The 12129-nt window shown below is 68.6% G+C and carries 15 protein-coding genes and 1 pseudogene; 9 read left to right on the forward strand and 7 right to left on the reverse strand.

All coding sequences use genetic code 11. From position 1 onward, the window contains the following. Nucleotides 1–3 precede the first annotated feature (3 nt). Nucleotides 4–1311: a hemolysin family protein gene (locus tag ACO057_RS18530; RefSeq protein ID WP_421994202.1), complete on the reverse strand. Its 1308-nt coding sequence runs from the start codon at nt 1309–1311 to the stop codon at nt 4–6. A gap of 165 nt (nt 1312–1476) precedes the next feature. Here ACO057_RS18530 and ACO057_RS18535 point away from each other — a divergent pair, with 165 nt between their 5' ends. Further along, a complete protein-coding gene (locus tag ACO057_RS18535) occupies nt 1477–1749 on the forward strand; it encodes a hypothetical protein (protein ID WP_421994204.1) in 273 nt (90 codons plus the stop codon). 55 nt (nt 1750–1804) lie between these two features. Beyond that, nucleotides 1805–2554: an SOS response-associated peptidase gene (locus ACO057_RS18540; protein ID WP_421994206.1), complete on the forward strand. Its 750-nt coding sequence runs from the start codon at nt 1805–1807 to the stop codon at nt 2552–2554. Between the two features lie 7 nt (nt 2555–2561). On the opposite strand, the gene gpt is transcribed toward ACO057_RS18540, so the two are convergent. Together gpt and ACO057_RS18550 are read right to left on the reverse strand one after the other, a co-directional pair. After that, entirely contained in the window at nt 2562–3044 is a 483-nt protein-coding gene (gene gpt / locus ACO057_RS18545; RefSeq protein ID WP_421994208.1) for a xanthine phosphoribosyltransferase, read from the reverse strand. Continuing rightward, a complete protein-coding gene (locus ACO057_RS18550) occupies nt 3044–3385 on the reverse strand; it encodes a tRNA-binding protein (RefSeq protein WP_421994210.1) in 342 nt (113 codons plus the stop codon). Before ACO057_RS18550 ends, gpt begins: the two co-directional genes overlap by 1 nt. 149 nt (nt 3386–3534) lie before the next feature. Here ACO057_RS18550 and ACO057_RS18555 point away from each other — a divergent pair, with 149 nt between their 5' ends. The 5 genes and pseudogenes from ACO057_RS18555 to ACO057_RS18575 all read left to right on the forward strand — a co-directional run bounded on the left by ACO057_RS18555 (nt 3535) and on the right by ACO057_RS18575 (nt 8171). Then, complete coding sequence (locus ACO057_RS18555) at nt 3535–5169, forward strand: gamma-glutamyltransferase family protein (RefSeq protein WP_421994212.1); 1635 nt, start codon at nt 3535–3537, stop codon at nt 5167–5169. A 192-nt stretch (nt 5170–5361) separates the two neighbouring features. Further along, nucleotides 5362–5532: pseudogene (locus tag ACO057_RS18560) on the forward strand (transposase); the annotation flags it as partial. 29 nt (nt 5533–5561) lie between these two features. After that, entirely contained in the window at nt 5562–6113 is a 552-nt protein-coding gene (locus ACO057_RS18565) for an IS5 family transposase (protein WP_421990400.1), read from the forward strand. A 75-nt stretch (nt 6114–6188) separates the two neighbouring features. After that, on the forward strand, nt 6189–6590 hold the full coding sequence (locus ACO057_RS18570; RefSeq protein WP_421994214.1) for a hypothetical protein: 402 nt from the start codon (nt 6189–6191) through the stop codon (nt 6588–6590). Nucleotides 6591–6653: 63 nt separating this feature from the next. Beyond that, complete coding sequence (locus tag ACO057_RS18575) at nt 6654–8171, forward strand: amidase (RefSeq protein WP_421994216.1); 1518 nt, start codon at nt 6654–6656, stop codon at nt 8169–8171. On the opposite strand, the gene ACO057_RS18580 is transcribed toward ACO057_RS18575, so the two are convergent. Beyond that, nucleotides 8172–8468, reverse strand: coding sequence for a hypothetical protein (locus ACO057_RS18580; RefSeq protein ID WP_421994218.1), 297 nt, complete (start codon nt 8466–8468; stop codon nt 8172–8174). It lies immediately after the preceding gene. Nucleotides 8469–8708: 240 nt separating this feature from the next. Then, nucleotides 8709–8972: a hypothetical protein gene (locus ACO057_RS18585; RefSeq protein ID WP_421994220.1), complete on the reverse strand. Its 264-nt coding sequence runs from the start codon at nt 8970–8972 to the stop codon at nt 8709–8711. Between the two features lie 251 nt (nt 8973–9223). On the opposite strand from ACO057_RS18585, the gene ACO057_RS18590 reads away from it, so the two are divergent. Beyond that, entirely contained in the window at nt 9224–10858 is a 1635-nt protein-coding gene (locus tag ACO057_RS18590) for a flavin-containing monooxygenase (RefSeq protein ID WP_421994222.1), read from the forward strand. A 1-nt stretch (nt 10859) separates the two neighbouring features. On the opposite strand, the gene ACO057_RS18595 is transcribed toward ACO057_RS18590, so the two are convergent. Further along, a complete protein-coding gene (locus ACO057_RS18595) occupies nt 10860–11126 on the reverse strand; it encodes a 2-hydroxymuconate tautomerase (RefSeq protein ID WP_421994639.1) in 267 nt (88 codons plus the stop codon). Between the two features lie 57 nt (nt 11127–11183). On the opposite strand from ACO057_RS18595, the gene ACO057_RS18600 reads away from it, so the two are divergent. Continuing rightward, on the forward strand, nt 11184–11930 hold the full coding sequence (locus ACO057_RS18600; protein WP_421994224.1) for an SDR family NAD(P)-dependent oxidoreductase: 747 nt from the start codon (nt 11184–11186) through the stop codon (nt 11928–11930). Between the two features lie 4 nt (nt 11931–11934). On the opposite strand, the gene ACO057_RS18605 is transcribed toward ACO057_RS18600, so the two are convergent. Further along, nucleotides 11935–12078, reverse strand: coding sequence for a hypothetical protein (locus ACO057_RS18605; RefSeq protein ID WP_421994226.1), 144 nt, complete (start codon nt 12076–12078; stop codon nt 11935–11937). Nucleotides 12079–12129 lie beyond the last annotated feature (51 nt).

Below are 12129 nucleotides of genomic sequence, written 5' to 3' on the forward strand. Positions count from 1 at the left end.
TCCTCAGGGGGTGGCCACCGTCTCCTCGAGGGAGGCCAGAACCTTGTCCACGCGGCGCCCGTCCATGTCGACGATCTCGAAGCGCCAGCCGGAATGCACGATGCGGTCGCCCTCGCGCGGCACGCGCTCCAGCAAGGCCAGCATCAGCCCCGCCACCGTGTGATAGGCGCTGGATTGCGGCGGCGCCTCGAAGCCCTTGAGCCGGTCGCGCAATTCATCCAGCGCCATCATGCCGTCCAACAGCATGGAGCCGTCGAACCGCTCGATGACCGAGGGCTTCCCCGAGCTCGGCGCGGGGCCCAACTCGCCCACGATCGCCTCCAGCACGTCGGAGGCCGTCACCACCCCTTCGAAGCTGCCATATTCGTCGAGCACCAGCGCGAGGCCCAACGGGTCCGCCCGCAACCGCTCCAGCGCCGCCAGGGCGGAGAGCCCGTCCGGCATGGCGATGGGTTGGCGCATCGCGCGGGCGATGTTGAGGGGCGCGCCCTCCAGCATCTGGTCCAGCAGGTCCTTGGCGGCGACCACGCCCAGCACATTGTCCACGCGCCCGTCGGAGACGATGAAGCGCGTCACCGATTCGGCCCGCAGCGCGGCGGCGATGTCCTGCGGCTCGGCATTGCTGTCGAGCCAGGCGACCTCGGGCCGCGGCGTCATGAGCGCGCGGACCGGGCGGTCAGCCAGGCGCAGCACGCGCTCGATCATCTGGCGCTCGCTGTGGTCGAGCGCGCCGGCATGCACGCCCTCGGCCACGACGGCCTTCACCTCCTCTTCCGTGACGCTCTGGTCGGTCGGCACGTGCGCGCCGAAGAGCCGCAGGATCAGCGCGGAGGATTGCGACATGAACCAGATGAAGGGGGAGGTGAACCGCGCCAGCGCCGTCAGCGGCCGCGCGAGGGCGGAGGCCACCTTCTCGGGATTGCGAAGCGCGAGCTGCTTGGGGACCAGCTCGCCCAGGATCAGGTTCACATAGGTGATGGCGAGCACGACGAGGGCAAAGGCGAGCTCACGCCCGAAGCCCGCGAGGATCGGGATCTGCGCCAGGACTTCGCCGAAGGGGCCCGCGATGGCCGCGCCGCCGAAGACGCCGGCCAGGATGCCGACCAGCGTGATGCCGACCTGGACCGTGGGCAGGAAGCGCTGCGGGTTCTCCTGCAGCTCGAGCGCCGCGGCCGCGCCGAGGCTCCCCGCGCGCTCCATCGCGAGCAGCCGGCCCTTTCGGGAGGACACCACTGCCAGCTCGCTCATGGCGAAGATGCCATTGAGCAGCGTGAGAAGCAGGACGAAGACGATCTGTACGCTGACACCCATCGCCGATGCATAGCGCAAAGACGGGTTTGAAAGAATTGGTCCCGTGGATCTGGTGGAAGGCCATCTCGCCCATTGAGGCTGAGGCGATAAATGAAGATTGTATTAAAAAATGAGACTCGTTAACCTCCGATTCATAGATGGAAGCCACCGACGGGAGTCTGACCAATGGCCCAGATCCTCGCTTTCCCGCAGAAGCCGCAAGATCGCCTGCGCGCCGCGCTACGCAGCCTGGAGGCGGCGCTGACGGAGCAGAAGGAGGCGGTGGGTGCATTGCGCGGCAGTCTCGCGGCGCTGGGAGGCGCGGTTTCGGGCCTGGAGACGCGGGTGCAGGATTATCGCGGCGCCCTGGCCGGGACGGCGCGGGAACTGGACGGCGCCCGGGCCTCGGCGCGGCGGCTGGAGGCCACCGCCGATGGTTGGGCGAAGCAGGCGCCCTGACTTGTTGCATGGAGTTTGAGGGGCGGCGCGGCCCGATCCGTGCTTTGATCAGCCCATGTGCGGCCGCTACACCCTCCAGCGCAAACCGGCGGACCTGACCGCCTATTTCGCCACCCTTGCGCCGGTGGACGATTTCCCCGCCACCTGGAACCTCGCGCCGACGCAGGAGGGGCTCGCGGTCCGGCGCCATCCGCAGACCGGCGCGCGGCATCTCGATGCTCTCCGCTGGGGGCTGGTCCCGCATTGGGCCAGGGATTCCGCCGGCGCCGCCCGCCTGATCAACGCGCGCTCCGAGACGATTCTGGACAAGCCGAGCTTCCGAGAGGCCTTCGCCCGGCGCCGCTGCCTCGTCCCCATGGATGGCTTCTACGAATGGCTTACCGGGGCGGAGGGCAAGCAGCCCTTCGCCGCGGCCCTGCGCGACGGTGCTCCCATGGCCGTCGCCGGGCTTTGGGAGAATTGGAAGCGCCCGGATGGCGGCTGGATGCGGAGCTATTGCGTCATCACCATCGCCTCGGCCGGGCGCCAGGCGCTGATGCATGCCCGCATGCCCGTGATCCTGCCACCGGAGGCCTGGGCCGCCTGGCTCGGCGAGGAGGCGGCGGGCGAGGCGGCGCTGCTGGAAATGATGCGCCCGGCGGAGGACGCGCTCCTGGCCTTCTGGCCGGTGGATGGCCGGGTCGGCCGCGTCGCCGAGAACGACGCCCGGCTGTTGGCACCGGCGCCGGTGGAACTGCCGCCGGCGCTGCAGGCCCTGAACGACCCGCCGCCCGGCTGGGCGTTGGCCGGCTGGGCGATGGGCTGAGGCCGCGTCAGGCCTTCTGCGTCGCTTTCGCGATGGGCGCGATGAACTGCGCCTCGGTGTCCCAGGGGAAGAGGATCCAGGTATCCTGGCTCACCTCGGTCACGAAGCTGTCCACCAAAGGCTGGCCGGCGGGCTTGGCGTAGATCGTGGCGAAATGCGCCTTCGGCAGCACCGAGCGTACGACCCGCGCCGTGGTGCCGGTGTCCACCAGATCGTCCACCAGCAGCCAGCCGGTGCCGTCGCCGGCGGCGGCGGGCAGTTTTACGATCTGCGGCTCGCCGCGATCCTCCTCGTCATAGGTGACGACGCTGACCGTCTCGATGACGCGGCATTCGAGCTCGCGCGCCACGATCGCGGCCGGAATCAGCCCACCGCGGGTGATCGCGACCACGCCCTTCCAGGGGCCGCGTTCCAGGAGCTTCCAGGCCAGCGCCTTGCTGTCGCGATGCAACTGGTCCCAGGTGACGGTGAAATAGCGCGGCGTGGCCATCAGAACATCCGCCCGCCATCGGGCACCCGCAGGTCCGGCTTGAGCAGCACCACGTCGCCATTGTCGTCCGGCACGCCGAGGACGAGGACCTCGCTGCGAAAGGGGCCGATCTGGCGGGGCGGGAAGTTCACCACCGCCATCACCTGCCGGCCGATCAGCTTGTCCGGCGCGTAATGCGCGGTGAGCTGCGCGGAGCTTTTTCGAATGCCGAGGGGCTCGCCGAAATCCACCCAGAGCTGGAGGGCCGGCTTGCGCGCCTCGGGGAAGGGCTGGGCGTCGACGATGGTGCCGACGCGGATCTCCGCGCGCTCGAAATCGTCATAGGTGATGGTGGCGGACATGCCCTGGCTTAGCGGATCGGGGAGGCCAAAGCCAAGCCCCGCGCGCGCCTCGGGGATTCCCCCACAGATGGACGGACCGGCGATCTGGGGTATTCTTAGGGCTCGCCAGCGTCCTAGTGGGAGTCCTTAGCATGAATGTCATTCCGCCAATGGCGAGCCGTCCGGCTTTCCTCAAGAGCCACAGCAGCCGCGATTTCCACGCGCCCGGACGCAGCCCCGTCGTCTCCATGCGCGGAATGGCCGCGACCTCCATGCCCGCCGCGACCATGACGGCGCTCGACATCCTGAAGTCCGGCGGCAATGCGATGGATGCGGCGATCGCCGCCGTCGCCGTGCTCGGCGTGATCGAACCCCAGAGCACCGGCATCGGCGGCGACTGCTTCTGCCTCTATGCCCCCGCCGGCACGGGCAAGGTCTATGCCATGAACGGCTCGGGCAAGGCCGCGGGCGCCTCCACGCCCCAGAAGCTGCGCAGCCTGGGCGTGAAGCAGCTGGACGACACCAGCGCGCATGTCGTCACCATTCCCGGCGCCATCTCCGCCTGGGAGGCGCTGAACGCCGCCCATGGCCGCAAGGGCCTGGACGCGCTGCTGCAGCCCGCCATCAAGTTCGCCGAGGACGGCTTCGTCGTCGCCTCGCGCGTGGCGGCCGACTGGGCCGATGCCCGCGGCAAGCTCGCGGCCAACGAGGCCTCGGCGCGCCACTACCTGAAGAACGGCGCGGCGCCGCAATTCGGCGACGTCATGCGCTTCCCCGCGCTGGGCGCCACGCTGCGCACCATCGCCGCCAAGGGCGCGCGCGGCTTTTACGAGGGCGAGGTCGCGGCCGATATGGTCAAGCACCTGCGCGCGCTCGGCGGCGTCCACACCGAGGAGGATTTCGCCAACGGCCTGCGCACCGCCGAATTCGTGGAGCCGATCAAGCGCGCCTGGAACGGCATGGAGATCTACGAGTGCCCGCCCAATGGCTCGGGCATCATCACGCTCATGATCCTGGGCATGCTGGAGACCTTCCAGGCCCCCGGCCAGGCGATCTCGGCCGAGCGCTTCCATCGCCACATCGAGGCCGCGCGCCTGGCCTATCGCGACCGCGACGCCTTCATCGCCGACCCCGCCTTCGCCGATGTTCCGACCGAGGTGCTGCTCTCGGACGGCTACCTGCACGACATGGCGAAGTCCATCATGGACGCCCAGGCCATGGTGGTGCCGCCGGCGCCTGACACGCTGATCCCCAAGCACAAGGACACCGTCTATCTCTGCGTGGTGGACGAGGACGGCAACGCCTGCTCCTTCATCAACTCGCTCTTCAAGAGCTATGGCTCGGGCATCCTGGCCGAGGGCTCGGGCGTGATGCTGCAGAACCGCGGCTTCGGCTTCCGCCTGGAGGAGGGGCACCCCAACACCATCGCGCCTGGCAAGCGGCCCATGCACACCATCATCCCCGGCATGGCGATGAAGGACGGCAAGGCGGTCATGCCCTTCGGCGTGATGGGCGGGCATTTCCAGCCGATGGGCCAGTCGCTGCTGCTGTCCAACATGTTCGAATACGGCATGGATCCCCAGGCCGCGCTCGACGCGCCGCGCGTCTTCCCCGAGGACGGCAAGGTGCAGGTCGAGAGCAGCGTGCCCAAGGAGGTCGTGGCCAAGCTGGAGGCGCTCGGCCATAGCTGCGTGACCATCTCCAAGCCGCATGGCGGCGGCCAGGCGATCTTTATCGACCACGAGCGCGGCGTGCTCGTCGGCGGCAGCGATCCCCGCAAGGACGGCTGCGCCATGGGCTACTGAGCCCGGCTCCCGCAGGCTTCGCGACAGCGCCCCGCATGGCAACATGCGGGGCGTTTTCGTATCTGCCCGTCACAGTTCCTCATGGGGCGACACGCTCCGGGTCATGCTGCCGTAACCCTAGGCTCCAAACCCAATCAGTTGTGGCATCGACGCGCGAGGATGTGATTCACGATCTTTGGGAGGTCGTGGATCATGGAGCAGGGGTTTTGGCTGAGTGATGTTCAGTGGGCGGCGCTCGAGCCGCACCTGCCGCGCAACCAGCCTGGCGCACATCGGGTGGACGATCGGCGCGTGATCAGCGGGATCGTTCATGTTCTGAAGCATGGTGGCCGCTGGCAGGACTGCCCGCGGCGCTACGGCCCGCCGACGACCATTTACAACCGCTATCACCGATGGTCGCAGCGTGGCGTCTGGCAGGGCGTGTTCGCAGCCTTGGCCGAGGCCACGCCGGGCGGCGTGCAGTTGATCGACAGCACGACCGCCAAGACGCAGCGCAGTGCCGCTGGTGGAAAAGGGGGGCCGACGCTCAGGCCATAGGACGGTCTCGCGGCGGCAGGGGGACCAAGATCCACCTCGTCGTCGACGGGCGAGGGCGCGTTCTCGCCTTTGTCGTGAGCCCAGGTCAGATGGGCGATATCCGAGCCGCCCATGGTCTGCTGGCCAACCTTCCGCCCTCGGCTCTTTGCGCTGCAGACACGGCCTATGACAGCAATGGCCTACGCAGCTTTCTCATCGCACGCGGGACCTTGCCGGTCATTCCCAACAATCCTACCCGCAAGCATCCACACCCCTTCGACGAGAAGTTCTACAAGCTACGAAACCGCATCGAACGCACCATCGGGCGCCTCAAGGATTGGCGACGCATCCACACCAGATACGACAAGCTCGCCAACAACTTCGCCTCAGCTGTCGCCATCGCGGCCATCCTCATCGGATGGACCTGATTGAGTCTGGAGCCTAGGCCATCATTTTCATCGCATCGAAGGGGCGCCTCGCCTTTTCCGCCGATGGAGACGACGATGAAGCTGACGCGCGCGATGGCCCTTGGCGCCCTGGTCCTGGCCTGCGGTACGGCGGCGGCGCAGCCTGCGCCGGCTTCCCACGAACTGAGGGTGGGCATGCGCGACCTCGATCAGGACGGACGGGTGAGTCGGAACGAGGCCGAGCTCTTCGCGCTGGCGGATTTCCTCGCCGCCGATTCGGATGGCGACGGCGCGCTGACGGCGCAGGAATTCCGCGCCCTGCTCCTGCCCGATATCGCCCGCGAACTGGGGCTGTCCGGCCAGACCTCCGGCATCCGGCTTGCCGGAGGCCTGCCCCCGGTCGGTTTCCGCAGCTTCGACGCCGACGGGGATGGCGTCGTGACATGGCGGGAAATTCAGGCCGTCGTCGCCGCGGAGTTCCCCTCGATCGACAACTGAGCGGCCCTCGTCTTGCGCGAGCGCCCGAAGCGGGGATGATCCGGGAAACGCTGGAGATTGCCCGTGACCGAGCCCTGTGACCTGACCGCCGTGGAGGCTCGCCGCCTCATCGGGACGAAGAAGCTGTCTTCCACCGAATTGCTGGAATCCTGCCTCGCCCGCATCGCGAAGGTGAACCCCGCCGTCAACGCCATGACGGCGATGGACGAGGGCGCCGCCCGGGCCACGGCCAAGGCCGCCGACGCCGCGACCATGAAGGGCGACGCGCTGCCGCTGCTGCACGGCCTGCCGCTCGGCATCAAGGATCTGGAGGAGACCAAGGGCCTGCGCACCACCTGGGGCAGCCCGATCCTCGCCGATCACGTCCCCGACAAGGACGAGCACATGGTCGCCAATCTGCGCGAGCAGGGCGGCGTGATCGTGGGCAAGACCAATGTTCCCGAATTCGGCCTGGGCGCGAACAGCCGCAACCTCGTCTGGGGCGCCACGGGCAACGCTTTCAACCCCGAATTCAACGCCGCCGGCTCCTCGGGCGGCTCGGCCGTCGCGCTGGCGACGAACATGGTGCCGCTCGCCTCGGGCAGCGACACCGGCGGCTCGCTGCGCAATCCGGCGGCCTTCAACGGCATCATCGGCTTCCGGCCCTCCTCGGGCCTGGTGCCGAGCTCGCGGCGCCCGCATGGCTGGTCGCCGCTGCCGATGCTGGGGCCAATGGCGCGCAACGTGCCCGACCTCGCGCTGATGCTCTCGGCCATGGCCAGCGACGATGCGGTGGACCCGCTCGCCTATAGCTATCCCGGCCAGAAGATGCGCGCGCGCCCGGAACTCTATCATCCGGTCGTGCCGGCCGACCTCGCCTCGATGAAGCTCGCTTATAGCGAGGACTTCGGCCTGGCGCCGGTCGAGGGCATCGTCCGCCGCGCGTTCCAGAAGGTGGTGGCCGCCATCGGGCCGATGTTCGCCCGCGCGGTTCAAGCCCATCCCGACGTGTCAGGCGGCGATGAGGCCTTCGAGGTGCTGCGCTCCACGGGCGTGCTGACCTCGCATGTCGAGAAGGTGAAGAACCGCCCGCAGGATTGCGGCCCCAACCTGCACGCCAATGTCGAGGAGGCGCTGGGCTACTCGCTGGAGGATCAGGCCAAGGCGCTGGTGCGCCAGACGCAGATCTATCGCGGCTTCCAGTCCTTCTTCGCCGAGCATTCCATCCTCGTCACCCCGGCCATCTGCACGAGCCCGCGGCCCTGGCTGGAGCTCTATCCGGCCGTGATCGACGGCAAGCCGGTCCGCACCTACTTCCACTGGCTGAGCCTGTCCTACTACGTGACGCTCACGGGCCATCCGGCCATGAGCTTCCCCATCGGCAAGGACGAGAAGGGCTTCCCCTTCGGCCTGCAGATCGTGGGTCCGCGCGGCGGCGACGTGCTGGTGATGCAGGTGGCGGCGGCGCTCGAGGCGGCCTTCGCGGGCGATGCCGAATTCGCCCGCCCGTTGCCCGATCTGGCGGCGCTGGAGAAGGCGCCGCCGATCTCCTCGCGTCCGGGCTTCAAGACGTGGGATCAGGTCCCCTACCAGCAGTCCTGATCACCAGCCGCGGTGGTGGCCCCAGCCACCGCCGTGGCCGCGACCATAGTCCCGGCCCGGGCCACCCCAGCCATAGGCCGGGCGAGGGGCGTAGCCGCCATAGCCGTAGTAGCGCGGCGGGGGAGGGGGCGGCGGCGCATAGCCATAGGCGGGACCGGCCCAGCCATAGGCGGGCGGCGGGGCGTAGCCATAGCCGTAACCATATCCGTAGCCATGGGCCTCGGCCGGTGCGGCCAGCCCCGCGAGGCCCGTGCCGATCAGGCCGGTGAGCGCGAGAACGGAGAGAAGCTTGCGCATGGTCCTGGCTCCTTCGGGAGCAGCGAGGCGGTGCTTTCAGGATCCGCATCGGGAGGGGGTTTCTTGATCCTCTGACGATGAATCTGACGCGGCCTCGTGGCGCGAAGAGGGTCTCTTCAAGGCGCGTGCGGGCCGAATTGCGCCGGTTGCGTCGGCCCTGCGGCAGGATCGTGGCGGGTGCCTGGACGGCAAAAAGGGCGCCGGCATTGCTGCGGCGCCCCGAGACATCCTCCTGATGACCTACCAGCGGCGGCCGCCGCCATAGCCGCCACCGTAGCCGCCGCGATACCCGCCGCCGTAACCGCCGCGATATCCGCCGCCATAGCCCGAGGCATAGCGCGGGCCGCCGTGATGGCTGGTGGCCGCGACCGCCAGGCCCGCCGCGGCGAGGACGCCCACGCCCAGAAGGCCGGTCGCGAGCGGATCGACGCGGCCGTAGGGATCGGTGCAGGCCGCGAAGCCCAGGAGGGAGGAGAGGGCGAGGAGAGGGAGAAGCTTGCGCATCGGTCTGGCTCTTCGGGAGCATCGACGTGGCGTTTCGGGCGCCGCGCCTGGGAGGGGGTTTCTTGCATCCTCTGAGGGTGAATCTGACCCGCCTCCATGGCGCGATGAGGGTGTCTCCAAGACGTGTGCGGGCGGGATTGCGGCGGGCATGTTGGATTGATGGCGCGATGAAGGCGCAGCCCCGTTTGCGAAGGTACGGCAAGCGGTTCAGACTTCGCGGCAGCGGAAGCAACGAAGAGGACGCCCCAGCCATGTCAGCCTCAGCATCTCTCGCGGCGGACCCCGTGCAGGCCGACGCCTTCGACGCGATCGTCATCGGCGCGGGCATGTCCGGCCTCTACCAGCTCATCAAGCTGCGCCAACTCGGATTGAAGACGCGCGTGCTCGAGGCCGGAACGGGCGTCGGCGGCACCTGGTACTGGAACCGCTATCCCGGCTGCCGCTTCGATTCCGAGAGCTATTCCTACGGCTATTCCTTCGACCAGGAGCTGCTGAAGGACTGGGACTGGACCGAGCATTTCGCCCCCCAGCCCGAGACCGAACGCTACCTGAACCTCGTCGCCGACAGATACGACCTGCGCCGCGACATCCAGTTCTCCGCCCGCGTGAAGGCCGCCCGCTGGGACGAGGCCAGCCGCCTGTGGAAGGTCGAGCTGGAGGATGGCAGCCTCCAGCGCGCGCGCTTCCTCGTCACCGCCATCGGCGCGCTCTCCTCGCCGACGATGCCGAGCTATCCGGGCATGACGGATTTCGCCGGGCCGTCCTTCCACACCGGGCTCTGGCCCAAGGAGCCGGTGGACTTCACCGGCAAGCGCGTGGCGGTCATCGGCACCGGCGCCTCGGGCGTGCAGACCATCCAGGAGGTCGCGAAGACGGCCGCGCAGCTGACGGTGTTCCAGCGCACGCCCAATTGGTGCGCGCCGCTGCACAACGGCAAGATCCCGCCCGAAGAGATGGCCGAGATCCGCACGCGCTACGACGATATCTTCCGCCGCTGCCGCGAGACCTGGGCCTGCTTCCTGCACACCGCCCATCCGCAGGACACCTTCGATGCCTCGGCCGAGGAGCGGCGCGCCTTCTGGGAGAAGCTCTACGCCGATCGCGGCTTCGGCATCTGGGTCGGCAACTACCAGGACATCCTGACCAACCGCGCCGCCAATGAGGAGATCTCGCGCTTCATCGCCGATAAGATCCGCGAGCGCGTGAAGGACCCTGCGGTCGCGGAGTTGCTGATCCCCAAGAACCACGGCTTCGGCACGCGCCGCGTCCCGCTCGAGACGCGCTATTACGAATGCTACAACCAGCCCAATGTCACGCTGGTGGACAGCAAGGCCACGCCCATCGAGCGCATCACGCCGACGGGCCTCGTCACCAGCGCGGCCGAGTATGAATTCGACATCATCGTCTATGCCACCGGCTTCGACGCGCTGCGCGGCGCCTTCGACCGCATCGACTTCCGCGGCAAGGACGGCGTGTCGCTGAAGGACCAGTGGGAGGAGGGCGCGACGTCGCTGGTCGGCATGCTGGTGGACGGTTTCCCGAACATGCTGATGCTGGTCGGGCCGCACAATGCGCTGGGCAATATCCCGCGCACCATCGAGTTCAACGTGGAATGGGTGGCCGAATTCCTGCGCCACGTGACCGAGCGCGGCATCACGCGCTTCGAGGCGCGGCCCGAGGCGGTCGGGCAATGGATGGACCATGTGATGGAGATCGCCCAGGGCCTCCTCAGCATGGAGGTGGATTCCTGGATGACCGGCGTGAACATCAACGTGGCCGGCCGCCAGACGCGGCGGGTGGCGCGCTACACGGGCAGCGCCACCAACTACCGCGCCTGGGCCAACGGCATCGCCGAGCGGGGCTATGCCGAAGTGGAGCTCGGCTGAATCAGGCCTTGTCGGAGGCGAGCACGCCGCCGGTCGCCCAGTCGCTCTTCTCGATGTCCTGCAGGACGATCTGCACGGAGTCCGGCGTGCTGCCGGCGGTGGCGACGAAGGCCTCGGTGAGGGCCTTCACGAGAGCCTTCTTTTGCTCGGGCGAGCGGCCGGCATACATCTCGACGCGGATCATGGGCATGCGGTTTCTCCTGGATGGCGCGGCGGAACCATCGAAGATCGCGCCGCCGCCAGCAAGATGGGCGCGTTCGATTTCCAGCCCTCCGGGCCGATGGTAGACAAGGCGATCTCAGCAACGACAAGAAGTGATCCAGGAATGACATCGAACATCCGCAAGGCCGCGCTCATCACCGGCGCCGGGCGCAATATCGGCCGTGCCGTCGTCCTGACCCTGGCGGGCGAGGGCTTCGACGTCGTCGTGAACGGCTCGTCCGACCGCGCGGCGGCGGAATCGGTGGCCGCCGAGGCGCGCGCGCTTGGCGTGCAAGCGCTGGTCGCCATGGGCGATGTCGGCCGGCGCGATGAGTGCCTGCGCATCGCCGCCGAGGCGCTGGCTGCCTTCGGGGCGATCGACGTGCTGGTGAACAACGCCGCGCTGCGTCCGGAAAAGCCCTTCCTGGAGATCAGCCCCGAGGACTGGTCGCGCGTGATGACGGTGGATCTGGAGGCGGCCGTCTGGCTGTCGCAGGCGCTGTTGCCGGGCATGATCGCGCAGGGCTGGGGCCGCATCGTGAACTTCACCGGCATGAACGCCATGCAGGGCTATTCCGGCCGCGCGCCCGTCTCGGTCGCCAAGCACGGCGCCTGGGGCCTGACCAAGGCGCTGGCGAAGGAATTCGCGACGAAGGGCATCACGGTCAACGCCATCTCGCCCGGCCCGATCGCGGCCGATGACGACAAGCCGGGCGTCGTCACGGATCGCCACGGCTATGTCGCGAAGGTCCCCTCGGGGCGCATGGGCACGCCGGCCGAGGTGGCGGCGGTGGTGCGCATGCTGGTGAGCGAGGGCGGCGCCTATGTCAGCGGGCAGATGCTGCAGGTGAATGGCGGCGCGGCGACCTGACCGCTCACCTGCCGTCCATCTTCGCATGGACGAAGTCGCGCGGCGGCCAGCAGGTCGCCAGCACGCGCCGCCGTCCTGGCTGGCGCGGCTCGATGCCCGAGGCGTCCCACCGGACGACCTCCGTTCCCGTGACGCGGAAGCGGCGCACCGCGCCCGGCTCGCGCGCGAGGACGGCTTCGCGCGGATGAGCTGAACGGGG

Origin of the sequence: Roseococcus sp. (assembly GCF_965227005.1) — a bacterium.
Classification (GTDB): domain Bacteria; phylum Pseudomonadota; class Alphaproteobacteria; order Acetobacterales; family Acetobacteraceae; genus Roseococcus.

Bases quoted from the DNA above. Each gene is read 5' to 3' on its own strand.
- ACO057_RS18530 (WP_421994202.1), bottom strand. From the start codon at position 1,311: ATGGGTGTCAGCGTACAGATCGTCTTCGTCCTGCTTCTCACGCTGCTC.
- ACO057_RS18535 (WP_421994204.1), top strand. From the start codon at position 1,477: ATGGCCCAGATCCTCGCTTTCCCGCAGAAGCCGCAAGATCGCCTGCGC.
- ACO057_RS18540 (WP_421994206.1), top strand. From the start codon at position 1,805: ATGTGCGGCCGCTACACCCTCCAGCGCAAACCGGCGGACCTGACCGCC.
- gpt (WP_421994208.1), bottom strand. From the start codon at position 3,044: ATGGCCACGCCGCGCTATTTCACCGTCACCTGGGACCAGTTGCATCGC.
- ACO057_RS18550 (WP_421994210.1), bottom strand. From the start codon at position 3,385: ATGTCCGCCACCATCACCTATGACGATTTCGAGCGCGCGGAGATCCGC.
- ACO057_RS18555 (WP_421994212.1), top strand. From the start codon at position 3,535: ATGGCGAGCCGTCCGGCTTTCCTCAAGAGCCACAGCAGCCGCGATTTC.
- ACO057_RS18565 (WP_421990400.1), top strand. From the start codon at position 5,562: ATGGTCGCAGCGTGGCGTCTGGCAGGGCGTGTTCGCAGCCTTGGCCGA.
- ACO057_RS18570 (WP_421994214.1), top strand. From the start codon at position 6,189: ATGAAGCTGACGCGCGCGATGGCCCTTGGCGCCCTGGTCCTGGCCTGC.
- ACO057_RS18580 (WP_421994218.1), bottom strand. From the start codon at position 8,468: ATGCGCAAGCTTCTCTCCGTTCTCGCGCTCACCGGCCTGATCGGCACG.
- ACO057_RS18585 (WP_421994220.1), bottom strand. From the start codon at position 8,972: ATGCGCAAGCTTCTCCCTCTCCTCGCCCTCTCCTCCCTCCTGGGCTTC.
- ACO057_RS18590 (WP_421994222.1), top strand. From the start codon at position 9,224: ATGTCAGCCTCAGCATCTCTCGCGGCGGACCCCGTGCAGGCCGACGCC.
- ACO057_RS18600 (WP_421994224.1), top strand. From the start codon at position 11,184: ATGACATCGAACATCCGCAAGGCCGCGCTCATCACCGGCGCCGGGCGC.